Below are 24638 nucleotides of genomic sequence, written 5' to 3'. Positions count from 1 at the left end.
GGTTCGTCGTGGTGGAGCGTGGTGGCGGCGCGCGGCGGGAGACAACGCTGTCGGCGGCGTCAGGACGCGCGGCGCTCCGGCCCGTGGTGGATCTCGACGCCGCCCGAGGCGCCGAACGTCAGTCGGCACGTGTCAGCACGGTAGGTGGCCAGGGAGACGGCCGCCGTGCGTCCCTCGGCGAAGAAGCGGGTGGTGACGACCAGGACGGGCGCGCCCGGCAGCCGGTCGAGTTCCTTGGCGTCGTCCGCGCGGGCGGAGCCCAGCTCCACCGAGCGCTCCTGTCCCTCCAGCTCCAGGCGCTGCAGCTCGCGCAGGACGGCACGCGCGCGTGCGGCGCCGGAGGGCGCGTCTATGGCGGAGAGGGCGGGTACCGAGTCCGCCGGGACGTAGAGCAGTTCGGCGGCGACGGGCTGACCGTGCGACACGCGGGAGCGGCGTACGACGTGCACCTGCTCGCCGTGGACGCTCTCCAGGATGTCGGCGACCGCGGCGGGCGGTGCGCAGGCCGAGCAGTCCACGGCCTGCCAGGCGTCGCCGACGGTGCCCGGCCACGCGTGCTCCTCGGTGCCGACGGCGACACCCACGCGCGGGGGCGCGACGGTGGTGCCGACGCCGCGACGGCGCTGCAGCCGGCCCTCCAGTTCGAGCTGCTCCAGCGCTTGGCGGAGGGTGGCCCGGGCGACGCCGAAGCGGGCCGCGAGGTCACGTTCGTTGGGCAGGATCTCCCCCACCGAGAACTCGGAGTCCAATGCCTCACTGAGCACGGTCTTCAGATGCCAGTACTTCGGTTCCGGCACCGATTCCAGCTGCTGGGTCCCCACCCTGTCCTCCGCTGCTTCGCCGTGGCCCGGCGGCGTTTTTAGCGCCCTTGTTTATTAAAGGTTGTTGCACTTTCTTGCGACCATAGGCCTGCCCCCACCCTTGGTCAAGACCAATCATCGAACCCTCGGGCATCCGACAGGCCGGACCGTCCGACAGCGTTCATCAAGGCTTCACGGCCGCCACGGAGAGCAGCTTCTCCGGGTTGCGCACGATGTAGACGCACTGGACGAGCCCGTCGGCGGCGTCGAGTTGGAAGACGCTGTCGACCTCGCCGCCGGAGACGAGGACCACGGCGAAACCGCCGTTGATCTCCATGAACCGCAACGAGGCTTCCAGCAGGCCCTTGCCGGCCGCGCCGTGCACGAACCGGCCCACCCTGTCGGCGGTTTCGAGGACCCGCACGGGGGCCTTGCCGATGCCGCCGCCGTCGCCGTCGCCCACCAGGCGGACGTCGGGGGCCAGCAGCGCCATGAGTCCGTCGAGGTCGCCGTCCTCCGCGGCGGCGAGGAACTCCTCCGTCAGCGCGCGCCGTTCGCCGGGGTCGACCTCGTAGCGCGGGCGCCGCTCGTCGACGTGCCGGCGGGCCCGCCCGGCGAGCCGGCGCACGGCCGGCTCGGCGCGGTCGATCATGGCCGCGATGTCGGCGTACGGGTAGCCGAAGGCCTCCCGGAGCACGAACACGGCGCGTTCCAGGGGCGAGAGGGACTCCATGACGACCAGCAGCGCGAGGGAGACGGTGTCGGCGAGGACGGCCCGCTCTGCGGTGTCCGGGACGGTGGCCGCGTAGTCGGTGACGTAGGGCTCCGGGAGCCAGGGGCCGGGGTACGCCTCGTTGCGCGACTGCACCTGGCGCAGCCGGTCGATGGCGAGCCGGGTGGTGATCCGGACCAGGTAGCCACGCGGTTCGCACACGTCGGAGCGGTCGGCGCCGGACCAGCGCAGCCAGGTCTCCTGGACCACGTCCTCGGCGTCGGCGACCCGGCCGAGCATCCGGTAGGCGACTCCCATCAGGACGGAACGGTGCTCTTCGAAGACGTCGATCGCGATGTCGGTGGTCACCGTTCCATCCCAACCCGAGGGGCGGGGCCGTGTCCAGGCGATTCCCGTGAAGCGCGCGGCTGGTTACCGCCGGGGACTACCCGCCGGTAGCAGTTGCTGACAAGCTGTCTACGACCGCCGCACGCCGGCCCGTCCGTCCGCCCACACGAGGAGCTGCACCATGTCCGCCGCCACGGTCTCCTTCCAGGTCCCCTCCCCGCTCGGCCCACGGCCCGTGACGGTCTCCTACACCCGCGAGGGCACCGGTGAGCCGCTGCTCCTGCTGCACGGCATCGGCCACCACCGGCAGGCCTGGGACCCGGTGACGCACATCCTGGCGGCCGAGCGCGAGGTCATCACCGTCGACCTGCCCGGCTTCGGCGCCTCCCCCGCGCTGCCGGACGGTCTCTCCTACGACCTGCCCACGACGACCGCCGTCTTCGGCGCCTTCTGCGAAGCGCTGGACCTGGACCGGCCCCATGTGGCGGGCAACTCCCTGGGCGGTCTGCTCGCCCTGGAACTGGGCCGCGAGAAGCTCGTACGGTCCGTCACGGCCCTGTCCCCGGCCGGGTTCTGGAACGAGACCGAGCGGCGTTACGCGTTCGGCGTCCTGCTCACCATGCGGCACATCTCACGGCGCCTGCCGCTCCCGCTGGTCGAGCGGCTGTCCCGGTCGGCGGCCGGCCGCACCGCCCTGACGAGCACCATCTACGCCCGCCCGGGCCGCCGTTCACCCGAGGCGGTGGTCGCCGAGACGCTCGCCCTGGCGGGGGCCACCGGGTTCGACGAGACCCTCCGGGCCGGTGGCAGCGTCCTGTTCACCGACGACGTCCCCGGTCTGCCCGTCACCGTGGCCTGGGGCACCCGGGACTGGTTGCTCGTCCGCCGCCAGGGCGTCCGCGCCAAGCGGGTCATCCCGGGCGCCCGGCTGGTGCGGCTGCCCGGTTGCGGCCACTGCCCGATGAACGACGACCCCGCCCTGGTCGCCCGCGTCATCCTCGACGGCAGCCGCTGACCGGGCCGGCCGTCGGCCCGCCGCCCGGCGGCGGGTCGACGCCCCGGACCCCAGGGCGACCCCGGCGCCCACCAGCACGCTGCCTACGGCCTGCGCGGCACCGTAGGAGCCCGTGCCGACGAGGGGGGCCGTGCAGGCGGCGGCCACCGGGATGAGGCCGGAGAAGAGGGTGGCGCGCTCGGTGCCGATGCGCTGCACGCCCATGTACCAGCACACGAACCCGACGACCGTGACGACCGCCGCCTGCCACAGCAGCGCGGCGGACTCCGTACCGTCCGGGCGCCGCAGCCACGCGCCGCCGTCGACGGCCAGGCCGACGACGGCCGACTCGATCGCGGCCACCGCGCACACGGTCGCCGACAGCAGCCGCGGGCCGAGCGGCCGCAGCACCGGCACCGCCAGCACCGCGAAGCCGATCTCGCCCGCCAGCGCGCACAACGAGAAGCCGATGCCGACTCCGTCCGTACGGCCCCAGCCCTGGACGGCGAACGCGCCGGCCGCCACCAGCAGCGCCCCGTGCAGGACCGTCCGCCGGGGGCGGCGGCCCTCCGTCAACGGGACGAGGACCGCCACGGCCACCGGGGCACAGCCCACGAAGACCCCCGGTACCGCCGGTTCCGCCGAGCGTTCGGCCGCGAGCACGGCGATGTTGAAGCCGACCATGCCGACCGCCGCGAGCAGCCCCAGCCGTGCCCACTGCCGTGCGGTGAGCCGGCGCAGGGGTGCCGTGCCGCCCCGGCCGAGCAGCGGGAGCAGCAGGAGACAGGCGAGGCCGTAGCGGAGGAACTGGCCGCCCGCGTACGGGTAGTCGCCGAGGACGCTGTTGGCGGTGAACGAACCGCCGACGAGCACGCAGGCAAGGGCGGCGAGGAGGGATCCGGTGATCGCGGAAGGGGGCCGGGTGGTTGACGGGGCGGTGGGCGTGGGCTTCATGGGCGTGACGCTAGGGAGCCCGGCGGTCCGGTCTAAGGTCCACTTCCATGACGTCATCGGGGTCCAATTCCGGCCGTGGCGCGCTCGCCGGGTCCGCTCCCTGGGCCGCCGCCTGGGAGTTGCTGCTGCCCGTCGCGGACGCGCCCGCACGCGCGCGTGGACGCACGTTGCAGGCGGCGCTGAGGGAGGCGATCCGGTCGGGGCGCCTCGCACGGGGGACGCGGCTGCCGGCGAGCCGGGAGCTGGCCGCCGACCTCGGCGTCTCGCGCGGACTGGTGACGGAGGCGTACGAGCAGCTGGTCGCGGAGGGGTACCTGCGCAGTGGCCAGGGCGCCGGGACCTGGGTGGGCGCCGCCGTGCGCACGACGGCGCCGCCCCGCGCGCGGGACCTCGCTCCGCGTCCGCCGGGCGCCCGCGCCGACTTCGTGCCCGGGACGCCCGACCTGTCGCTGTTCCCCCGGGCGGCGTGGGCGGCGGCCCAGCGTGGGGTCCTCGCGGAGCTGCCGCACCACGAGCTGGGTTACCCGGATCCGCGCGGGCTGCCCCGGCTGCGTGTCGCGCTCGCCGAACTGCTCACCCGGCGGCGGGGCGTGGTCGCCGCCCCGGAGCGGATCGTCGTCGTCTCCGGGGTGGCCCAGGCCAGCACGCTGCTCGGAGCCGTGCTGCACGCGCGCGGGACACGCGTCGTCGGCGTCGAGGACCCCGGGAGCCCCGAGCACGGGACGCTGTACGCGGCCACCGGGCTCGCCACCGTGGCGCTGCCGCTGGACGACGAGGGGCTCGCGGTCGGGCCGCTGCGGGAGGCGGGGGTGCGGGCCGTGGTGACGACGCCGGCGCACCAATTCCCGACCGGTATCGCGTACTCCGCGCGGCGGCGGGGCGAACTGCTCGACTGGGCGCGGGCGGTGGACGGGCTGGTCGTCGAGGACGACTACGACGGGGACTTCCGCTACGACCGCGCCCCCGTGGGGGCACTGCAGGGCCTCGACCCCGACCGGGTCGCCTACACGGGGTCCGTGAGCAAGTCCCTCGCGCCGGGGCTGCGGCTCGGCTGGCTGCTCGTGCCGACGTGGCTGGCGGAGGAGGTCGTCGAGCGCAAGCGGACCATGGATCTCGGGCATCCCACCATCGACCAGGCGCTGTTCGCGCGGTTCGTGGAGCGGGGGGACTACGACCGGCAGCTGCGGCGGTGTCAGCGGGCGTACCGGGAGCGGCGGGACGTGCTGGTTGCGGCGCTCGCCGAGCACTTTCCGGGGGCGGAGGTGTCCGGGATCGCCGCCGGGCTGCATGTCATCGTGGCGCTGCCGGAGCGGTACAGGGCGGTCGAGGGTTTCTGGAGCGGGCCCGGGCGGGTGGGGTGGGGTGCGGGGCTTGGCGGAGTACGGGCGGGTGCCGGATGGGCGGGTGCGGTTGGTTCTGGGGTACGCGCATCTGTCTCCCGGGCGGATTCGGGAGGGTGCGGGTGTTGGCGGCCGTGGTGGGGTGACTCCATGGGGTTCTCGCCCCCGCCGCCCCTACCCTTGCCTCCCCACTCTCGGCTTCGCTCGAGGCGGGAGGTGCCCCACCCAGGGGCTGCGCCCCTTCGACCCCCAGGCGTCCGTCCGGTGGGGGCTGGTCGCGCAGTTCCCCGCGCCCCTGAAGGAGCCTTCGGCCCTTCGTCAAAAAGCACGGGGCGCAGCCCCTGCTTCTTGAGGGGCGCGGGGAACTGCGCGAGAAGCCCCCACCGGACCCGCACCCGGCAACGTGCAGGTACCCCCGAGCGGCACGCGGTGTCGGCTTCCCCCCTCAGCCCGCGCAGTTGTTCACTTGTCGTTTCCGTGTGCGCTGCGGCGTGCGCGTAGTTGTGGCTGTGCACATTGGCCGGATCCGTCGCTGGAGGCGCATTCATGTCACACCGTCCGCCGAGTTCCCTGCCCGGTCGCCGCAGCGTGCTGCGCGGCTCGCTCGCCGCGTCGGCGGCGCTGGCGCTGCCCGGTTCCGTCGCGCTCGGCTCGGCGCCCGCGCTGGCCCTCTCGGGGCGGCCGAGGGCCGGCTGGGGTGTGCAGGCCGGGGACGTGACCGCGCACTCCGGGCTGGTGTGGGTGCGGTCGGACCGTCCGGCGCGGATGATCGTCGAGACGTCCGCCACCGAGTCGTTCCGCAACCCGCGCAGATGGCACGGCCCGCTGCTGGGCGCCGGGACGGACTTCACCGGTACGACACGGCTGCGCGGGCTGCCCTCGGGCGAGCAGATCCACTATCGCGTGCTGCTCGCCGACCCGGACGACCCGCGCCGCACCGGGGAACCGGTCACCGGTACGTTCCGTACGCCGTCCCTGAAACGCCGCTCCGGGGCGCGGTTCGTGTGGTCGGGCGACCTGGCCGGACAGGGCTGGGGCATCAACCCCGACCGTGGCGGCTACCGGATCTTCGACGCGATGGGCGCGCTGGACCCGGACTTCTTCCTGTTCAGCGGCGACACCATCTACGCCGACGGCCCGATCGCGGCGACGGCGGCCCTCCCCGGCGGCGGCACCTGGCGGAACATCACCACCGAGGAGAAGTCGAAGGTCGCGGAGACGCTCGCCGAGTTCCGGGGCAACTTCCGCTACAACCTGCTGGACGAGAACCTCAAGCGGTTCAACGCCCAGGTCCCGGCGCTCGTGCAGTGGGACGACCACGAGGTCACCAACAACTGGTATCCGGGCGAGATCCTCACCGACGCGCGGTACACCGAGAAGAGCGTGGACGTGCTGGCGGCGCGGGCGCGGCGGGCGTTCGGCGAGTACTTCCCGATCTCCACGCTGCGGCCGGGCTCCCGGGAGGGCCGTGTGCACCGGGTGGTGCGCCACGGTCCCCTGCTGGACGTGTTCGTGCTGGACATGCGGACGTACCGCGACGCCAACTCGCCCGGTACGCAGACCACCGACCCGGTGGGCATTCTCGGCGTCGAGCAGTTGGAGTGGCTCAAGCGGGAGCTGTCGCGATCGCGCGCGGTGTGGAAGGTGATCGCCTCCGACATGCCGCTCGGCCTGGTCGTGCCCGACACCGGGGACGGCAAGCCGAACATCGAGGCCGTGGCGCAGGGCGACCCGGGCGCTCCGCTGGGGCGGGAGCTGCAGATCGCCGAGTTGCTGCGGTTCGTCAAGCATCGGCGGATCACCGGCACGGTGTGGCTGACGGCGGACGTGCACTACACCTCGGCGCAGCACTACCAGCCCTCGCGGGCCGCCTTCACCGACTTCGAGCCGTTCTGGGAGTTCGTCTCCGGACCGCTGAACGCCGGTGCCTTCCCGGCGAACGCGCTGGACGGCACCTTCGGCCCCGAGCGGGTCTTCGTCAAGGCACCGACCACGGCGAACGTCTCTCCGGCGGGCGGCTACCAGTTCTTCGGCGAGGTCGACATCGACGGCCACAGCGGGGAGTTGACGGTCCGGCTGCGGGAGCAGGACGGGACCGTGCTCTACACGAAGGTGCTCCGGCCGGGCCTCGTCGGGCAGTAGCCGTCGGCATGGGGACATGAGCCCCTGACCGCCGTGTCTCCGCAGGTCAGGGGCGATTGCCAGTGATGGCTCCTACCGTCTTCCCGTGACGCGATCTTTGCAGGGGCGTGACCCCGGCGGGTGTCGAGGACCACCCGCGGTTCTTCACCGGTCGCGGCGGGTGCGTGCGGCGCTGGTCTGACTTCTCCGGTCACCGTTGACATCGGTTCCGACAGCACCAGTCATAGAAAAAGCAACAAAAGGTGCGGAACGATGCTTTTACCGGTCAGTCACAAAGCGTTCGTGATCACGCAACACCGTTCGTCCACAGTGGCCACATGACTCAGGACATGTCCGATGTGACGCAGGCGAGCCACGGCCGCCCCATGCACCACCCGCTGCACTCCGCCCTCGCCGGAGTTCGCGGCTGGTGGGAACGGCGCCACGGCCACGCGCCGCCGCCGAAGGATACCGACGCCCGGCCGCCGCTCGCCGAGGGGCGGCAGGCCGGGCCGTCGGAGACGGTCGCCCCGGTGGTCACGGGCGCGACGTTGATGTGGCGTATGCGGACGACGGTGAAGGACGAGCCGGGTTCGCTCGCCGCGCTGTGCACGGCGCTCGCGGAACTCAGGGTCGACATCCTGAGCCTGCAGACGCATCCGCTGGCCGAGGGCACGGTCGACGAGTTCCTGCTCAGGGCGCACGAGGAACTGTCCGCCACCGAGATCGGCCACGCCGTGTCGGAGTCTGGCGGCACCGGGACCTGGATCGAGCGCGGTGACGCCCACGACCTGGTGGACGCGCCGACCCGGATCCTCGGTCTGGCCACCCGCACGGCGCTGGACGCGGCGGAACTCCCGCTCGCCCTGCGGCAGTTGCTCGGCCGCTGCACGATCCGCTCGCTGCCCGCCACCGCTCCCGGCTCGGGGCGGGCCCAGAAGGGTGTCCCGGTCGAGGGCGTCCTGGAGGACACGGTGATGCGGCTGCGGGCTCCGGAAGGCGGGGTGATCACCGTGGAGCGGCCGTATCTGCCGTTCACACCGACCGAGTTCGCGCGGGCGCGGGCGCTGGTGGAGCTGGACGCGCGTCTGGGGCCCCGGATCCCGCGCAGCCAGGACGTGCTGACCCTGCCGGAGGGCAACGACATCATGGTGCGCCGCGCCGACGTCGGCGACCTGCGGGCGGCGAAGGCGATGCACGAGCGGTGCTCCGCACGCACGCTGACCATGCGGTACCACGGGCCCGTGGGGGATGCCGACCGCTATCTCAAGCACCTGCTCAGCCCGCGCTTCGGGCGGACGCTCGCCGTGCAGACGGCCTCGGGGCGCCTCGTCGGGCTGGGACACCTTCTCTGGGACGGCGACGAGACCGAGATCGCGCTGCTCGTCGAGGACGAGTGGCAGCGGCGGGGCATCGGCGGTGAACTGCTCCGCCGACTGGTGGAGATGGCGGCCGAGACGGGCTGCGAGAACGTGTACGTGGTGACGCAGGCGTCCAACACGGGGATGGTCGCGGCGATGCGGGGCCTTGAGCTGCCGCTCGACTACCAGATCGAGGAGGGGACGCTGGTGATCACCGCGCGGCTGTCCGAGGCGGGGGTCCCCGAAGCAGGGATCTCCGAAGCGGTGGAGGGGCGGCGGCGGGTGGGGTGACCGAGCGGGTGAGGTGACCGAGCGGGTGGGTCGGGTGCGGGTGAGTGGGGGCTGGTCGCGCAGTTCCCGCGCCCCTGACGGGGCGCGGTTGCCGGGCGGTGGTTGCATGGCACTGGGGTTCGGGGGCGGCCACCGGGCCCGCCTGGCCACCTGAATCGGCCCACGCCACCTGACTCGGCTCAGGCCCCGTCGGCCTGCCCGGAACCCCGCCCGCCCACCCCTAGGCGTGCCCCGTCGAGAACGCGGGCCCCTCGTCCTTGCTCCACTCTCTCGGGAGGCCGGTGGCCGTCTCCCCCAACGCGTGGTCCAGGTCCGCCCACAGGTCGTCCGTGTCCTCCAGGCCCACCGACATACGCAGGAGACGGTCGCTCACCCCGGCGCCGCGGCGGTCCGACTCCTCCACTATGCGGTGGCTGATCGAGGCCGGGTGCTGGATGAGCGTGTCCACGCTGCCGAGGCTCACCGCCGGGGTGATGAGGCGGACGGCGGCGATGACCTCGTGCGGGTCGCCATGGACCTCGAAGGCGATCATGGCGCCGCCGATGCTCGGGTAGTGGACCCGGGCGACGCGCGGGTCGGCGGCGAGGCGGCGGACGAGTTCGGCGGCGGTCGCGGACGCCGCACGGACGCGGACCGGGAGCGTGGACAGGCCCCGCAGCAGGAGGTAGCCGGCGAGCGGGTGCAGCACGCCGCCGGTGGCGAAGCGGACCTGACGGAGCCGTCCGGCGAACTCCTCGTCGCAGGCCACGACCCCGGCCATCACGTCCCCGTGCCCGCCGAGGTACTTGGTCGCGCTGTGCAGGACGAGCCGGGCGCCCTGTTCGACGGGGCGTTGCAGGACGGGCGTGGCGAAGGTGTTGTCCGCGAGGAGCGGGACCGAGCCGCAGGCGTGCGCGAGGGCCCGCAGGTCGATCTCGGCGAGCGTCGGGTTGGCCGGGGACTCGACCATGACCAGGCCCGTGTCGGGGCGCAGTGCGTCCGCGACGCCGGCCGGGTCGACCCAGGTGACCTCGGTGCCCAGCAGCCCGGCGGTGAGGAGATGGTCGCTGCAGCCGTACAGGGGGCGAACGGCGACGACGTGGCGCAGGCCCATCGAGGCGCGGACGAGGAGGACGGCGCTGAGGGCGGCCATGCCGCTGGCGAAGGCGACCGCGCTCTCGGTGCCTTCGAGGCGGGCGAGGGCGGTCTCGAAGCGGGCGACCGTCGGGTTGCCGAGCCGTCCGTAGATCGGCGGGCCCTCCGGCTGGGCGCCGTCACCGGCGAAGGCGTCGATGCGGGCGGCCTCACCGCGGCTGTCGTACGAGGGGTAGGTGGTCGACAGGTCGATCGGCGGGGCGTGCAGGCCCTGGCGCGCGAGGTCGTCGCGGCCGGCGTGCACGGCCTCGGTGGCCAGTGCTCTCGGCGTGGTGCGTGCGGGGTCGTACGCGTGCGTGCTCGCAGAGTTCATGGAGGTCAGAGTGAACATCGGCCGGGTCCCGGGGTGCGAGCACCGTGTTACGTTCGAACAATGGCCGATTCCGTCGTACTCGATCCGGTGGACCTCCATCTGCTGCGGCTGTTGCAGAACGACGCCCGGGCGACGTACCGGGACCTCGCGGCGCAGGTCGGGGTGGCGCCGTCCACCTGTCTGGACCGGGTGACACGGCTGCGCCGTGCGGGCGTGATCCTCGGCCATCAGCTGCGACTGGATCCGGCCAAGCTGGGGCGGGGGCTGGAGGCATTGCTGTCGGTGCAGGTCAGGCCGCACCGGCGGGAGTTGGTGGGACCGTTCGTGGAGCGGATCCGGGCGTTGCCGGAGTCTCGGACCGTGTATCACCTCACCGGGCCGGACGACTATCTCGTGCACGTCGCGGTCGCGGACATGGCGGATCTGCAGCGCCTGGTCCTCGACGAGTTCACGTCGCAGCGCGAGGTGGCGCGGGTGGAGACCCGGTTGATCTTCCAGCAGTGGGAGTGCGGGCCCCTGCTGCCTCCGGACACGGACCGGCCCGCACCCTGAGCCGGCGAACACCGTCCGCCCCCGGAGCACCTCACACGCGTCACCCGCATCACGCCCTGAGCGGAATCCAGCCGACGTAAGGCTCAAGCGCGGGTTGAGCAGCTGACGCCGATCCCGTGGCCGTACCAAGATTGTCGGCATGTCTGACACCAAGAGCCCCCTGCCCCGTGAGGTCGCCGACGCGTACGTCGACGACCTCATCGCCCTCGACCCCGTGACCGGTACGTACCTGGGTGTGAAGGAGAGTTCCGGCAAGTTGCCGGACACCTCGCCGGCCGGTCAGGAGGCCCGCGCGGAGCTGATCCGGACGACGCTCGCGCGCCTCGACGAGGCGGAGCGGCGACCGGGCGCGGACAGTGACGTCGAGCGCCGGTGCGCGCGCCTGCTGCGCGAGCGGCTGACGGCGGAGCTGGCCGTGCACGAGGCCGAGGAAGGGCTGCGCGCCGTCGGCAATATGGTCACGCCCCCGCACGAGGTGCGTGAGGTGTTCACGATCACCCCGGCGGAGACCGAGGAGGACTGGGCGGCGATCGCGGAGCGGCTGCGCGCGGTGCCGACGGCCTACGCCGGCTATCGCGAGTCCCTGGCACTCGGCCTGGAGCGGAAGCTGTACGCGGGTCCCCGCCCGACCGCGACCTTCATCGGCCAGCTCACCGAGTGGGCGGACACGGACGGTTCGGGGCGCGGCTGGTTCGAGGACTTCGCGGCGGCCGGGCCCGAGTCACTGCGTGCCGAGCTGGACGAGGCCGCGCGCGGGGCGACCCGGGCCGTGGTGGAGCTGCGCGACTGGATGCGCGACGTGTACGCCCCTGCGGTGGAGGGGGCGCCGGACACGGTCGGCCGGGAGCGCTACGGCAGGCTGGTCCGCTACTTCACGGGTTCGGACCTGGACCTCGACGAGGCGTACGCGTACGGCTGGGCCGAGTTCCACCGTCTCCTCGGCGAGATGAAGGAGGAGGCCGCGAAGATCCTGCCCGGCGCCGAGACGCCCTGGGTGGCGCTCGCGCACCTGGACGAGCACGGGCGGCACATCGAGGGCGTCGACGAGGTGCGCACCTGGCTGCAGTCGTTGATGGACGAGGCGATCGAGGCGCTGGACGGCACCCACTTCGACCTCGCCGAGCCGGTGCGCAAGGTCGAGTCCTGCATCGCCCCGCCCGGTGGCGCGGCGGCCCCCTACTACTCGGCCCCGACCGAGGACTTCTCCCGCCCGGGCCGCACCTGGCTGCCGACGATGGGGGCGACCCGCTTCCCGGTGTACGACCTGGTCTCCACCTGGTACCACGAGGGCGTTCCCGGTCACCATCTCCAGCTCGCGCAGTGGGTGTACGTCAAGGACGACCTGTCCCGCTACCAGGCCACGATCGGCGGGGTGAGCGCCAACGCCGAGGGCTGGGCCCTGTACGCGGAGCGGCTCATGGACGAACTGGGCTTCCTCAAGGACGCGGAGGAGCGGCTCGGCTATCTGGACGCGCAGATGATGCGCGCGGCCCGGGTGATCGTCGACATCGGTATGCACCTGGAGCTGGAGATCCCGGCGGACTCGCCCTTCCACCCGGGCGAGCGCTGGACCGTGGATCTGGCCCAGGAGTTCTTCGGCGCCCACAGCAGCCGGCCGGCGGACTTCGTGGAGAGCGAGCTGACGCGCTACCTGACGATGCCGGGGCAGGCCATCGGCTACAAGCTCGGCGAGCGGGCCTGGCTGCTGGGCCGGGAGAACGCCAGGCGGCGCCACGGCGAGGCCTTCGACGCCAAGTCCTGGCACATGGCCGCGCTGTCCCAGGGTTCGCTGGGCCTGGACGACCTGGTGGACGAGCTGTCCCGGCTGTGATCCGGTCCGGCCGGGCCCACCGCCGCCCACCACGGCGGGGCCCGGCCGTCACGCCGGTTCCCTCAGACGTCGGCCTGGGATCTCACCCTGACCAGGCCCAGCCAGGTCTCCGGGCCCGTCGAGACCCGGGCGGCGCTGACCCCGTAGTGGCCGGGAGCCAGTTCCACCCGTGCGTGGTCGGTCTCCGGCAGCGACCTGCCGGGCCAGACGGCGTCCAGGAGGACGACCGGACCCGGCACCCGCCAGCTCAGCTCCGGCCCCCAGACCGCGCTGTCGAGGGCCGCCGGAACGCCCGAGAGGAGTTCGGTCTCGGAGTCGGCCGCGTACCAGCGGACGAAGGTGCCGTGCTCGGGCAGATACGCGGTGGACGCGGGTTCGTCGCCGAGGACCAGGGCGCGGGTGTCGCCGACGGGGAGCAGGCCGACGTCTCCGTCGACCTCGCAGACCCGGTCGTAGTCCGAGGACGTCTCGTCACCGTCGGCGCCCGCCCAGAACGGCAGCACCGCCTCAGGTATCGCGATGAGCGGTCCTCCGCTCGACTCCACCCACCGCACCACATCGGGTACCACCGCCGCGTCCGCGTATCCAGCCATGCCCAGAAGCTACACGGCGGGCGTCGATGCGAACTCGCCACCCCTGACCACCTCTTGACAAACTGTCAGCAACGGGTCGCGGTCACGGTCGGCGAGGGCGTGCCGGTGAGCGTGAAGAACCCGGCGACCGACCGGACGGCAGCCCCGGGTCAGCAGCCGCAGTCCTCGGCGTCCACGGGCGCGGTGAGCGGGTCCGCCGTGCGTCGCCCCTCGCCCTCCCAGGTCTCGTACGCGAGGCCCTCGCGCGCCCAGTACTCGAACCCGCCGAGCATCTCCTTGACCTGGAAGCCGAGTTCGGCGAGGGCGAGGGCGGCGCGGGTCGCGCCGTTGCAGCCGGGGCCCCAGCAATAGGCGACGACGGGCACGGACTTGTCGAGCAGCCGCTCGGCCTGTTCGGGGATGAGAGCGGTGGGGAGGTGGACCGCGCCCGGGACGTGGCCCTGGTCCCAGGACGCGGTGGAGCGGGAGTCGAGGACCACGAAGCCGGGGTCGCCGTCGGCGGCGAGCGCGGCGGCCACGTCGGAGACGTCGGCGTGGAAGACGAGACTGGCCCGGAAGTACGCGGCGGCCTCGGCCGGGGCGGCGGGGGCGACCCGCAGGACGGCGTTGGCGGCGGACGCGGTGGCGATGGTCATGAGCTGGCCTTCCCTCGGGGAAGCCCTTGTTCCCCTCACCGGAAATCTACGGCGGACGATCACTGTCCCTGAAGGGGCGATCCACGGCTCTGACCTTGTTCGGCCGGGGATTCCCCTGCTATTCATCGGGGATGCCCGCGAGCTCCCCGTATCTGCCCGATGCCACCGACTGGCGCATCCTGGAGGTCCTCCAGCGCGAGGGCCGGGCCAGCTTCGCCGAGCTCGCCCGTGCCGTGTCGATGTCGGCGAGCGCCGTGACCGAGCGGGTGCGGCGCCTGGAGGAGGCGGGTGTGATCCAGGGCTACGCGGCCGTCGTGGACCCGGAGCGGCTGGGGCTGCCGATCCTTGCGTTCGTCCGCCTGCGCTACCCGACGGGGAACTACAAGCCGTTCCACGATCTGGTGGCCGTCACGCCCGAGATCCTGGAGGCGCACCACGTCACGGGCGACGACTGCTTCGTGATCAAGGTCGCGGCCCGTTCGATGCGCCACCTGGAGGAGGTGTCGGGCAAGATCGGCGCACTCGGGTCGGTGACGACGAGCGTCGTCTACTCCTCACCGCTGCCCCGCCGCCCGCTGGGTCGGTGACCTCGCTTCGCGGCGCCACCGACCTCGCTGCCGCACGGCCCGTCGCGCCCGCCGGCCGCTGACCCCGCTGCCGCACGGCTCGTCCCGGCCGCCGGTCACCGACCTCGCTGCCGCACGACCGATCCCGTCCGCTCCTTCACGACCTCCAGCTGGGCATGGATCCGCCTGCGCAGATCGGCGACGTGGCTGACGATGCCGACACTGCGGTCGCGTTCGCGCAACGCGTCGAGGACGTCGAGGACCTCGTCGAGGGTCTGGTCGTCGAGGCTGCCGAACCCCTCGTCGATGAAGAGGGTGTCGAGCCGTACGCCGCCCGCCTCGTCGGTGACGACGTCGGCCAGACCGAGGGCGAGCGCGAGGGAGGCGAAGAAGGTCTCGCCACCGGAGAGCGTGGCCGTGTCCCGCTCCCGCCCCGTCCAGGCGTCGACGACGTGCAGCCCGAGCCCGCTGCGCCCGCGTCCGGCCCGGTCGTCGGAGTGGACGAGGGTGTAGCGGCCGGAGGACATCCGCTGGAGCCGTACGGTCGCGGCGGCCGCGACCTGTTCCAGCCGGGCGGCGAGGACGTACGCCTCCAGCCGCATCCGGCGCTCGTTGTCGGCGGAGGTGCCGGCCGCGAGCCCCGCCATCCGCGCGACCCGGTCGTACTCCTCGCGCAGCGGTGCCAGCCGACGCACGGAGGCGGTGGCCCGCGCGGACAGCTCGTCGAGTTGGACGCGGCTGCGCTCGGCGGCGTCCCACGCGGAGACGGTGTGCTGGAGCCGTCGGGCGGCGGCTTCGGCGTCCCGCTCGGTGGCCCCGAGATCGACGGGCGGCTGCTGGGCCGCGGCGGCCGTCTCCGCCTCCGCGAGCACGGCCCGCACGGCCGCCTCCTCCGACTGCCAGGCGTCTAGGCGGTGTTGGAGATCCCGGTGGGCGGCGTCGTCGAGCACGGCGGCGGCCGCCTCCCGCGGGGTGTCGAACCCGGCGCGGAACGCCGCGTCCGCCAGGCGCGCGTCGGCGTCCTTCAGGCGCTGCGCGGTGTCGTCGGCCGCCCGGGCGGCCTCGGCGGCCCCGTCGAGCTTCGCGGCCCACGCCTCCAGCCGGCCGGCCAGCTCGGCCACGCTCTCGGCGTCACCCCGAGCCTCGGCCAACTCGGCCTCCAGGGCGGCGCGTTCCCGCTCCAGGGTGTCGCGCCGGGTGTCGCGGGACGCGGCCCTGACCGCCGCCTCCTGTCGTGCGGCGGCCCGTCGGTCGCGTTCCTGTTCGGCGTGGAGCAGCGCCTCCTGCGCGGGGTGCAGGTCGAGGGCGAGCCGCCGGGCCTGTGTGTGCTCCCGCTCCAGCTCCGCCGCCGTCGCGGCGAGCCGCTCGGTCGGCGCGTCGCCCGCCTCGGCGCTCGCGGCGGCCAACGCCCTTTGCGCTAGCCCCAGTTGCCGTTCCGCGCCAGCCCGCTCCTCATCGGCCCGCTGGAAGGCGGCGAGCGCCTGCTCCTCCGCCTCGCGGTCCACATGGCCCGCGACCTTCCGGGCGGGCGCGGGGTGCTCCGTGCCGCCGCAGACGGCGCACGGCCGCCCCTCGACGAGCTCGGCGGCCAGCTCCGCCGCGATCCCCGACAACCGCTGTTCCTTCAGGTCCAGCCAGTGGGCGCGGGCCTGCCCCGCCCGCTCGGTGAGCCGGAGCACCTCCGCCTGGGCGGCGTCGGTGTCGCGGCCGAGCTGGTCGCGCTGACGGGCGGCGGCGAGCCGTCGCTCGGCGGGTTCGCGCCGCACGGCGAGCTGTTCGGCGCGGGCGGCGGCCTCCTGCGCGGACTCGATTCGGCCGCGCAGCCCGGCCCGGGTGGTCTCCCACTCGGCGAGCCAGCCCTCGGCGTCCTGCAGGACGCCTTCGTCCGCCCGCTCCTCGCTGTCCAACTCGGCCTGTTCGGTGCGGAGTACGGCGAGTCGCCGCTCGGCACGGCGGGCCGACTCCAGCGCCCCCAGCTCCTCGGAGGCCCTGCGGGCGGCGGCGGCGAGTCCGGCGGCACCGGCGTCGGCGTACTCCCCCGACAGGCGCGCTCGCGCGGCCTCCTCCTCCCCTCGCGCCCTGCGGTGCTCGGCCTCGGCCGCGTCGCGCAACTCCAGTGCCGGGGCCACGGCCTCCGCCTTGCGGGCGCGCTCCATCCGCGCCCGGTCCTCCCGGTGGGCGTCCGCCCGCTCCTCCAACCGCGCGGCGCGCTCCCGGGCCTCCGCGAACCGCCTTTGCAACCGCGCCACTTCGCGTACGTCGTCCAGGACGCGGTCGGCCGCGGCCCGGGCCGACTCCGCCGCCGCCCGCGCGCAGTGGGCGATGGTGAGCCGTTCCCGGGCGGTGCTGCGGGCCACGGCGGCCCAGGCGAGGACCGCGTCGGCGAGACCGGGGTCCCCGGGGGACAGCTCGGGCAGATCCGGGGCGTCCCCCGCCGCCTGCTGCATCCGGTGGGCGTCGGCGAGCAGTGCCTCGTCGCCCTCGCGCACCCTGGCCTCGGTCTCCCGGCGGCGGTCGGCGAGCCGCTTCTCGACGGCCGCGAAGTGGTGGGTGTCGAAGAGACGGCCGAGGAGCCGCCCGCGCGCCTCGGCGTCGGCGCGCAGGAACCGCGCGAAGTCACCCTGCGGCAACAGCACGACCTGGCAGAACTGTTCCCGGCTCATCCCCAGGAGCTGGGTGATCTCCTCGCCGATCTCCTGGTGGGAGCGGCTGAGGTCCTTCCAGGCGCCGGCGGCCGCGTCGTACTCGCGCAGCCAGCTCTGCGCCTTCTCGACGGTGGTGCCCGTGCCGCGTTTCTTGGGGCGCTCCCACGGGGGCTGCCGCGTGACCTCCAACCGGCGTCCCGCGACGGTGAGTTCGAGGCGGACCTCGGTGCGGTCCGCGGGTGCCGCGTGGTCGCTGCGCAGGTTCATGCCCTGGCCGCTCTGCCGGGCCCCCGGCACCGAGCCGTACAGCGCGTAGCAGACGGCGTCCAGGACCGAGGTCTTGCCGGCGCCGGTCGGGCCGTGCAGCAGGAACAGTCCGGCGGCCGAGAGCTCGTCGAAGTCGACGGACTCGGTGCCGCCGAAGGGGCCGAAGGCGGTGATGTCGAGCCGGTGGAGCCTCATCGGGCGACCTCCCGGACCGTCTCGTCGGCCCGTACGGCGTCGAACGCGTCCCTGAGCACGGTCCGTTCGTGTGCGTCGGGGCCGGTACCGCGGACATGGGCCACGAAGTCCTCGGCGATCTGCTGGTCGTCCCGGCCGGCCAGGCGCCGGGCGTAGGAGACGTCCGGGTCGCCGGGGGCGCGTTCGGGGGCGAAGACGAGGCTGAGGGTGTGCGGGAAGCGTTCGCAGAGCCTTGCCATGGGCTCGGCGGGCCGGACGGGGTCGGTGAGGGTGGCCTCGACCCACGCCTCCTCGTGCCGGGCCAGGTCCGGGTCGGCGAGCAGGTCCTCCAGCCGCCCCCGGAGCCGGGCGAGGGGGCGCGGCACGGGGCAGTCGATCCCCTCGGCGTCGATCGAACCGTCGGCGCCGAGGTCCACCAGCCACATGCTCTTGCGGTGGTCGGCCTCGGAGAAGGAGTACGGCAGCGGGGAACCGGAGTAGCGCACGCGCTCGGTGAGGGTCTGACTGCCGTGCAGATGCCCCAGCGCCACGTAGTCGACGCCGTCGAAGACACCGGCGGGTACGGCGGAGACACCGCCGACGGAGATGTCGCGCTCGCTGTCGCTGGGTTCGCCGCCAGTGACGAAGGCGTGGGCCAGGACGACGGAACGGGTGCCCGCCGGCCGGGCGGCCAGGTCGGCCCTGACCCGGTCCATGGCGGCGGCGAGCACCGCTTCGTGGCCGGCCTTCTCAACCCCGAACTCGTCCTTCACGAGCGCGGGTTCGAGGTAGGGCAGCCCGTAGAACGCGACGTCGCCGTGGGCGTCCGACAGCGTCACGGGGGTGCCGGCGGCCGAGGCCGATGTCCGCAGATGGATGCCGGCCCGGCCGATGAGGCCCGCCGCGACGCCGAGCCGCCGCGCCGAGTCGTGGTTCCCGGAGATCATCACGGTGGGCACGTCCAGCTCGGCCAGGCGGTGCAGGGCGTCGTCGAAGAGCTCGACCGCGGCCAGCGGCGGCACCGCCCGGTCGTACACGTCCCCCGCCACGACCACCGCGTCGACCTCGCGCTCCCGCACGGTCGCGACCAGACGGCCGATGAACTCGGCCTGCGCGCCGAGCATGTTCACCCGGTGGAACGACCGACCGAGATGCCAGTCGGATGTGTGCAGAATTCTCAAGAAACTGCTCCGACCTGCATACGTCCCCCTCTTTCACCCGTGGCCCCGGCGCCGGACCAGCCGGTCCCGGCTCTCGCACCGACCACGCTAACGCCTGTCGGCACCTGGTCCCGCACGGACCTCGATCCGAGCTCCCGCGATCCCGCGGCCGCACGGTGCCGCGACCGCGCCGTGCCGCGGAGCCCCGCCGGGGGCGGGCGGGGCTCCCCCTCGGCGTTACTCGGTCACGTCGCCGGTGCCGGCGCGGGCAGTCCGTCGAGGCCGGCTTCCGGGACCGGTCCGGTGAGGTCCGGCTTGGTGTTCTCGCCGAGGAAGCCGCCCGACTGGTGCTGCCACAGCTTGGCGTAGGCACCGTTCGCAGCGAGCAGTTCCTCGTGGGAGCCCTGCTCGACGACGCTCCCCCGGTCCAGGACGACGAGACGGTCCATGCCGGCGACGGTGCTCAGCCGGTGGGCGACCACGAGGGCCGTCCGGCCGTCCATCAACCGCCACAGGGCGTCCTGGACGAGGATCTCGCTCTCCGAGTCCAGCGCGCTGGTCGCCTCGTCGAGCAGCAGGACGGGGGCGTCGCGCAGGATGGCCCGGGCGAGGGCGACGCGCTGGCGCTGGCCGCCGGAGAGCTTCACCCCCCGCTCCCCCACCAGGGTGGCGAAGCCGTCGGGGAGTTGGCCGACGAACTCCGTGACGTGCGCGGCCTCGGCCGCGGCGTGGATCTCCTCGTCGCTCGCGCCGGGCCGGGCGAAGGCGATGTTGTCCCGCAGACTGCGGTGGAACATGGCGGGTTCCTGCGGGACGTAGGCGATCAGTGAGCGCAGATCGGTCTGGCGCAGCCGGCTGATGTCCTGCCCACCGATGAGGATGCGTCCGTCGTCGATGTCCGACATCCGCAGCAGGAGCCGGGTCAGTGTGGTCTTGCCGCCGCCGGACCTGCCGACCAGTCCGATGCGCGCGCCCGCGGGCACGTCGAGGTCGAGCCCCTGGAAGATCGGCTTCGCGCCCGCGTGGGCGAAGCTCACCTTCTCGAAGCGGACGCCTGTGTCGCGGAGGGCGAGCGGTTCGGGGTCCGTCGGGTCGACCACGGTGGGCGGATCCAGCAGCAGCTCGGTGAACTGCGCGGCCTCGGTCATCGAGTTCTCCAGACGCCGGTAGATCTGGTTGAACTCGAACATGATCTGGGTGGCGTTGGAGAAGTAGGTGAAGGCGACGACGACCTCCTCCACTCCCCTGCCCGAGCCCCCGAGGGCGATGGCGACCACCAGACCCAGCACATTGGTCAGGATGGACATGGGCGCGATCAGGGTGTCGACGCGCAGATTGGCGTAGTCCCACGACCGCAGGGTCAGGCGCCGGGAGTCCGCGACACGGTCGCGGTGTTCCTCGGCCTCCCGTGCCTCGGCCGCGAACGCCCTGATGGTCTCCATGTTCACGAGGCTGTCGGCGACATGGCCGGAGACCCGGGCGACCGCCGCCTCACGGTCGTGGACGAGCCGCTGTCGGCGCCGGATCAGCGGTGTCGCCGCCACCACGGTCACCACGATCATCGCCAACAGGCCGACGACGAGCATCGGCTCGTAGGTCCACAGCACCACGGCCCCGAACAGCAGGGGGACCACACTGCCCACGATCCGGAAGGTCAGCGTGTCGACGAAGTCCTCGAAGCGCTTGCCGAAGCTCAGCACCCGCTTGGTCAGGGAGCCGGCGAAGTTGTCGTGGAAGAACGCCGCGTCCTTGGCGAGGAGTTCGTCCATGCCGTTCACGTAGAGGTGTTCCATGCCGAGCGCGTCCACCCGGTTCAGGCAGTGCTGCCCGACCCGCCACACGGCCTCGGCGAGCAGCAGCGTCACCCCGAACGCCACCACGTACGGCAGCGCCGAACCGAGGGTGAGACCCCCTTCGTCGGCGGCCTGCCCCGCCAGCTTGGCGATCAGCAGGGGGGCGACGTAGCGGATGCCGATGTTGCCCAGGGCCGGCAGCAGCAGAGCCGGCAGGGCCAGTCGTCGTAGGCGCAGCAGTTCCAGACCGTAGCGGCGCAGCGCCAGAACGACCGCGCTCCTGCCCGGCGTCGACCCTCGCGTATCTGATGTCCCCATCACACTCCCGGAAGTTGAGAAGTCGGAAGTGTCCCGTCGGCGGAGGCTCGCAGTCCACACATTTAACGCGGACCGGCGATAACCGGACATCGATGTGTCGAGCCGACGCGACGGGCGTCCGCGCTGGTGAGCCCGCGACGGCGAACGCGGCGGCGACCCCGCTCGGCTCCGCCACACGACGGGCTCAGAACGCCAGTCCGATAAGTGCGGCGACCGGCGGGACGAGGAGCGGGAGCGGGAGCGGGTCGGCGCTCAGGCGTCCCCGTACGCCTCCCCACCGAGTTCGAACCCGGCGGTGCCCGCGGTGGTGTCGGCGAGCCAGGCACGGAAGGCGTCCACGTCGGCGTCGGGCAGTCCGATCTCGATGGTGACGGCCTCGCCGTAGTGGACGTCACGGACCTGGCGCCCGGTGGAGCGCAGGTCGTTCTGCACCTTGCCGGCGCGCTGGTGGTCGACGGTCACCGTAGCCAGCCGGAAGCGCCGGCGCGTGAGGGTGCCGAGCGCGTCGAGCGCCTCGCCGACGGCGCCGCCGTACGCCCTGATGAGTCCGCCCGCGCCCAGCTTGACCCCGCCGTAGTACCGGGTGACGACGGCGACGACGTACCGCATGTCCCGTCGCAGCAGCATCTGGAGCATCGGGACGCCGGCGGTGCCGCCGGGCTCGCCGTCGTCGCTCGCCTTCTGGACGGCCGCGTCGGCGCCGACGACGTACGCGAAGCAGTTGTGCGAGGCGTCGGCGTGCTCCCTGCGGACGGCCGCGACGAACTCCTGCGCCTCCTGCTCGGTGGCCGCCGGGGCGAGCGCGCACAGGAAACGGGACCGGTTGACCTCGGTCTCGTGCACTCCCGCGCGGGCGACGGTGCGGTACTCGTCCTGCATCCGGCCAGCCTATGCGCAGCCCGAAGCGGGTCGGCACGGGGTGCGGGCCGGGGCGCGAGCGCCCGTCACACCCTCACCCCTTGGCCCCCCTGGTCTGCTTGCCCCCCTTGGTCTGCTTTCTGCCCCTGGCCACGATCAGGTCCGTCAGCAGGGCCGTGCCCGGGGCGAGTGCGGACCAGGTCGGGCCGTGCCAGGAGAGGAAGGCGATCGCCGAGGTGGGGAACTTGGTGCGCACCTCGTCCAGCGCGTCGTCGAGGGCGTCGCCGGCAAGGTCGAGGACGAGCTCCTCCAGACCCGGGTTGTGGCCGACGAGCAGCAGGGTCCGCACCCGGTCGGGGATCTCGCGCACCACCTCCAGCAGTTCGGGCACCTCGGCCGCGTACACCCGCGCGTCGTGCCGTACGGGCGGTGGCGTGCCCCACTCCGCGGCGGCCAGCTCCCAGGTCTGCCGTGCCCGTACGGCCGTGGAGCACACCGCCAGGTCGGGCAGACAGTCCGCGTCGGCGAGGGCCCGCCCGGCGGCGGGGGCGTCGCGGCGGCCCCGTGGTGCCAGGGGCCGCTCGTGGTCGGGGACGCCCACCGGCCAGGCGGACTTGGCGTGCCGCAGGACGATCAGTCTGCGCAGTGGGCCCGCTCCGGCGCGCGCCTTCATGCCGATGCTCCGATCTGACGAGTGAGCTCCAGCCCGAGGAGCCGGTCCGCGTAGGCGTACGTCTCGAACCGCGCCCCGTCCGGTACGTCCGGGGCGCCCTCCACGTCCCGCAGTACGTCGAGCACCGCGCGGACGTCCAGGTCGTCCTCCCAGGCGGCGCGCAGGGCGTGGCGTACGGGCTCGGGAACCGGCCGTGACGGTCGCGTCGCCCACGCCGCCACCGCCGTGCGCCAGTGGTCGAGCGTGTCGGCGGCCTCGGTGAGCGCGGTGGCGTCGAGGGTCGCGGGCGTCCGGCGGGGGTGGGTGAGCAGGGCGAGCCGGAGGACGGTGCCCGACGCCGACGGCGCCTCGGTGCCCCGCACCGGGGCCACCTCGACCGTGACGTCGGTGTCGGCGCGCTCGGCGCCGACGGCGCTCACTCCACGGTCACCTGCGCCGTCACCGTGGTCGTCGCGCCCCGGCCCCCACTCCCCCGTGCCGGTCACGCGCAGCACCCGTTCTCCACCCCTCGTGGCGGTGGTCTCGTTCGGCCGGACGCCGAGGTCGTCGGCGCGGCGTCGCAGTTCGGCGGGCGGGTCGGCGACGAGGAGAACGGGGCTTCCGTCCAGCTCCAGGGCGCGGGCGAGGACGTCGGCGACCAGCAGGACCCGCAGGGCCGAGGTGTCCTCCCCCGGCGCATGGGCATGGACCCGGATGAGCGCCCTGCGGATCTCGGCGGGTTCGCCGGTCCGGGCGTCGGTGATACGCAGCACGGGGTGAGCGTAGGCGCGGAAACGGCCGGACGCAGTGCGGAGGACGGCCTTCCGGTCCACCGGCCGCCGTGAGGGCACCGTGAACGTACTCACGGACGCACTCATGGACGCCCGTGAGGGGCCCGGCGCCGGGAATCGCCGGACACCGCACGCTGTTGGCGCAGGCAGGCCCCGCCACCGGGCGCCTCGTACGGACGGACGGACAGAGGAGACGGCACATGTACGGCGACCCCGCCACGATCCGCAAGATCCTGACGGAACTCGGCGACACCTGGGCGGTCGTCGGCCTGTCCACCAACCGCGACCGGGCGGCGTACGGCGTCGCGCAGGTCCTCCAGCGCTACGGCAAGCGCGTCGTCCCGGTGCACCCCAAGGCCGAGCCGGTCCACGGCGAGCAGGGGTACGCCTCCCTCTCCGACATCCCCTTCCGCGTGGACGTCGTCGACGTCTTCGTCAACAGCGCCCTCGCCGGTCCCGTCGCCGACGAGGCTGCCCGCATCGGTGCCGAGGCGGTCTGGTTCCAGCTGGGTGTGATCGACGAGGAGGCCTACCGCCGCACCCGCGAGGCGGGCCTGGACATGGTGATGGACCGCTGCCCGGCGATCGAGATCCCCCGTCTGGGCTGACGCCGCCGGACCCGTGCGGACGCGGTCTCCGCGTGGCGGTGCCGCCCCAACACAGGGGGCTTTTCCGGGCGTTGCACCGGGTGCGACACTGGTGCGCTGCGGAATCGGCGGAGCATACGGGGGCACGATGGGCCAGGCGGTGACCGCGGCCATGCTGCGGGTGGCGGATGTACACAAGTCCTACGGCCGGGGCGCCGGCGCCGTGCACGCACTGCGCGGCGTCTCCTTCGAGGTCCCCCGGGGGGAACTCGTCGCCCTGAAGGGACGGTCGGGCTCGGGCAAGACCACACTGCTCAACATCGTCGGCGGTCTGGACGAACCGGACGGCGGGCGGGTGACCGTCGACGGTCTGCACCTCGGCGACCAGGGCGAGGACGCCCTCCTCGCCCTGCGCCGGGAGCGCATCGGCTTCGTCTTCCAGTCGTTCGGACTCATCCCGATCCTGACGGCCGCCGAGAACGTCGGCGTGCCCCTGCGGTTGCGCGGGGCGGACCCGCGCGAGCGGCGGGAGCGCGTCGAACTGCTGCTGTCCCTGGTGGGGCTCGCGGACCACGCGGCGCAGCGGCCGGGCGAGTTGTCGGGCGGGCAGCGCCAGCGGGTCGCCATCGCCCGCGCCCTGGCCAACAGCCCCTCCGTCCTCATCGCCGACGAGCCGACCGGTCAGCTGGACGCGGAGACCGGGCACTCCGTGATGGAACTGCTGCGCGCCGTCGTCCGCAGCGAACGGATCACGGCGCTCGTGGCCACCCACGACACGACGCTCCTCGACCTCGCCGATCGTGTGCTGGAGCTGAAGGACGGCGAGATCACCGAGTCCTGACCCGGTC

Annotated in this window: 19 protein-coding genes and 2 pseudogenes; 9 read left to right on the top strand and 12 right to left on the bottom strand. The window is 73.4% G+C overall.

Annotation, left to right across the window (positions count from 1 at the left end):
- Positions 1-59: 59 nt before the first annotated feature.
- Positions 60-821, bottom strand: a complete 762-nt coding sequence (locus E4N62_RS46215) for a GntR family transcriptional regulator (RefSeq protein ID WP_230224399.1) — start codon at positions 819-821, stop codon at positions 60-62.
- Between the two features lie 163 nt (positions 822-984).
- A complete protein-coding gene (sigJ, locus tag E4N62_RS46210; RefSeq protein WP_230224397.1) occupies positions 985-1881 on the bottom strand; it encodes an RNA polymerase sigma factor SigJ in 897 nt (298 codons plus the stop codon).
- 160 nt (positions 1882-2041) lie between these two features.
- On the opposite strand from sigJ, the gene E4N62_RS46205 reads away from it, so the two are divergent.
- The gene (locus tag E4N62_RS46205; protein WP_230224395.1) at positions 2042-2875 is read left to right on the top strand and encodes an alpha/beta fold hydrolase; all 834 of its coding nucleotides are present in this window, start codon (positions 2042-2044) and stop codon (positions 2873-2875) included.
- Positions 2876-2938: 63 nt separating this feature from the next.
- On the opposite strand, the pseudogene E4N62_RS46200 reads toward E4N62_RS46205, so the two are convergent.
- Positions 2939-3808: pseudogene (locus tag E4N62_RS46200) on the bottom strand (DMT family transporter); the annotation flags it as partial.
- A 47-nt stretch (positions 3809-3855) separates the two neighbouring features.
- On the opposite strand from E4N62_RS46200, the pseudogene E4N62_RS46195 reads away from it, so the two are divergent.
- The 3 genes and pseudogenes from E4N62_RS46195 to E4N62_RS46185 form a co-directional block, all read left to right on the top strand.
- Positions 3856-5266 (top strand): annotated as a pseudogene (locus E4N62_RS46195) (PLP-dependent aminotransferase family protein); the annotation flags it as partial.
- 428 nt (positions 5267-5694) lie between these two features.
- Entirely contained in the window at positions 5695-7290 is a 1596-nt protein-coding gene (locus tag E4N62_RS46190; protein WP_230224393.1) for an alkaline phosphatase, read from the top strand.
- Between the two features lie 329 nt (positions 7291-7619).
- Positions 7620-8921: a GNAT family N-acetyltransferase gene (locus E4N62_RS46185; protein ID WP_374117278.1), complete on the top strand. Its 1302-nt coding sequence runs from the start codon at positions 7620-7622 to the stop codon at positions 8919-8921.
- A gap of 220 nt (positions 8922-9141) precedes the next feature.
- Here the strand turns inward: E4N62_RS46185 and E4N62_RS46180 are convergent, their stop codons facing one another.
- A complete protein-coding gene (locus tag E4N62_RS46180) occupies positions 9142-10368 on the bottom strand; it encodes a PLP-dependent aspartate aminotransferase family protein (protein ID WP_230224389.1) in 1227 nt (408 codons plus the stop codon).
- 60 nt (positions 10369-10428) lie between these two features.
- On the opposite strand from E4N62_RS46180, the gene E4N62_RS46175 reads away from it, so the two are divergent.
- Both E4N62_RS46175 and E4N62_RS46170 read left to right on the top strand, forming a co-directional pair.
- Positions 10429-10920, top strand: coding sequence for an Lrp/AsnC family transcriptional regulator (locus E4N62_RS46175; protein ID WP_230224387.1), 492 nt, complete (start codon positions 10429-10431; stop codon positions 10918-10920).
- A gap of 139 nt (positions 10921-11059) precedes the next feature.
- Positions 11060-12751 (top strand): DUF885 domain-containing protein, encoded by a 1692-nt coding sequence (locus E4N62_RS46170; protein ID WP_184896782.1) that lies wholly within the window; start codon positions 11060-11062, stop codon positions 12749-12751.
- A gap of 62 nt (positions 12752-12813) precedes the next feature.
- Here E4N62_RS46170 and E4N62_RS46165 read toward each other — a convergent pair whose 3' ends face one another.
- Both E4N62_RS46165 and E4N62_RS46160 read right to left on the bottom strand, forming a co-directional pair.
- A complete protein-coding gene (locus E4N62_RS46165) occupies positions 12814-13344 on the bottom strand; it encodes an immunity 21 family protein (RefSeq protein ID WP_230224385.1) in 531 nt (176 codons plus the stop codon).
- A 149-nt stretch (positions 13345-13493) separates the two neighbouring features.
- Entirely contained in the window at positions 13494-13979 is a 486-nt protein-coding gene (locus E4N62_RS46160) for a rhodanese-like domain-containing protein (protein ID WP_230224383.1), read from the bottom strand.
- Positions 13980-14110: 131 nt separating this feature from the next.
- On the opposite strand from E4N62_RS46160, the gene E4N62_RS46155 reads away from it, so the two are divergent.
- Positions 14111-14566, top strand: a complete 456-nt coding sequence (locus E4N62_RS46155; RefSeq protein ID WP_230224381.1) for an Lrp/AsnC family transcriptional regulator — start codon at positions 14111-14113, stop codon at positions 14564-14566.
- Between the two features lie 95 nt (positions 14567-14661).
- On the opposite strand, the gene E4N62_RS46150 is transcribed toward E4N62_RS46155, so the two are convergent.
- The 6 genes from E4N62_RS46150 to E4N62_RS46125 all read right to left on the bottom strand — a co-directional run bounded on the left by E4N62_RS46150 (position 14662) and on the right by E4N62_RS46125 (position 23185).
- Entirely contained in the window at positions 14662-17652 is a 2991-nt protein-coding gene (locus E4N62_RS46150) for an AAA family ATPase (protein WP_230224379.1), read from the bottom strand.
- Entirely contained in the window at positions 17649-18812 is a 1164-nt protein-coding gene (locus E4N62_RS46145) for an exonuclease SbcCD subunit D (RefSeq protein WP_230224377.1), read from the bottom strand. Before E4N62_RS46145 ends, E4N62_RS46150 begins: the two co-directional genes overlap by 4 nt.
- A 224-nt stretch (positions 18813-19036) precedes the next feature.
- On the bottom strand, positions 19037-20902 hold the full coding sequence (locus E4N62_RS46140) for an ABC transporter ATP-binding protein (RefSeq protein WP_230224375.1): 1866 nt from the start codon (positions 20900-20902) through the stop codon (positions 19037-19039).
- Positions 20903-21154: 252 nt separating this feature from the next.
- Positions 21155-21781: a YigZ family protein gene (locus tag E4N62_RS46135; protein ID WP_230224373.1), complete on the bottom strand. Its 627-nt coding sequence runs from the start codon at positions 21779-21781 to the stop codon at positions 21155-21157.
- Between the two features lie 73 nt (positions 21782-21854).
- Complete coding sequence (locus tag E4N62_RS46130) at positions 21855-22433, bottom strand: histidine phosphatase family protein (protein ID WP_230224370.1); 579 nt, start codon at positions 22431-22433, stop codon at positions 21855-21857.
- On the bottom strand, positions 22430-23185 hold the full coding sequence (locus tag E4N62_RS46125; protein ID WP_230224369.1) for a hypothetical protein: 756 nt from the start codon (positions 23183-23185) through the stop codon (positions 22430-22432). The genes E4N62_RS46130 and E4N62_RS46125 overlap by 4 nt, the downstream gene beginning before the upstream one ends.
- Before the next feature lie 218 nt (positions 23186-23403).
- Between E4N62_RS46125 and E4N62_RS46120 the strand changes: the two genes are divergently transcribed.
- Together E4N62_RS46120 and E4N62_RS46115 are read left to right on the top strand one after the other, a co-directional pair.
- A complete protein-coding gene (locus E4N62_RS46120) occupies positions 23404-23811 on the top strand; it encodes a CoA-binding protein (protein ID WP_184896752.1) in 408 nt (135 codons plus the stop codon).
- A 127-nt stretch (positions 23812-23938) separates the two neighbouring features.
- Positions 23939-24631: an ABC transporter ATP-binding protein gene (locus E4N62_RS46115; protein ID WP_230224367.1), complete on the top strand. Its 693-nt coding sequence runs from the start codon at positions 23939-23941 to the stop codon at positions 24629-24631.
- The last annotated feature ends 7 nt before the right edge of the window (positions 24632-24638 follow it).

It is taken from the genome of Streptomyces sp. MNU76, from assembly GCF_020982545.1.
Classification (GTDB): domain Bacteria; phylum Actinomycetota; class Actinomycetes; order Streptomycetales; family Streptomycetaceae; genus Streptomyces.
This window is presented reverse-complemented; position numbering and strand designations above follow the sequence as displayed.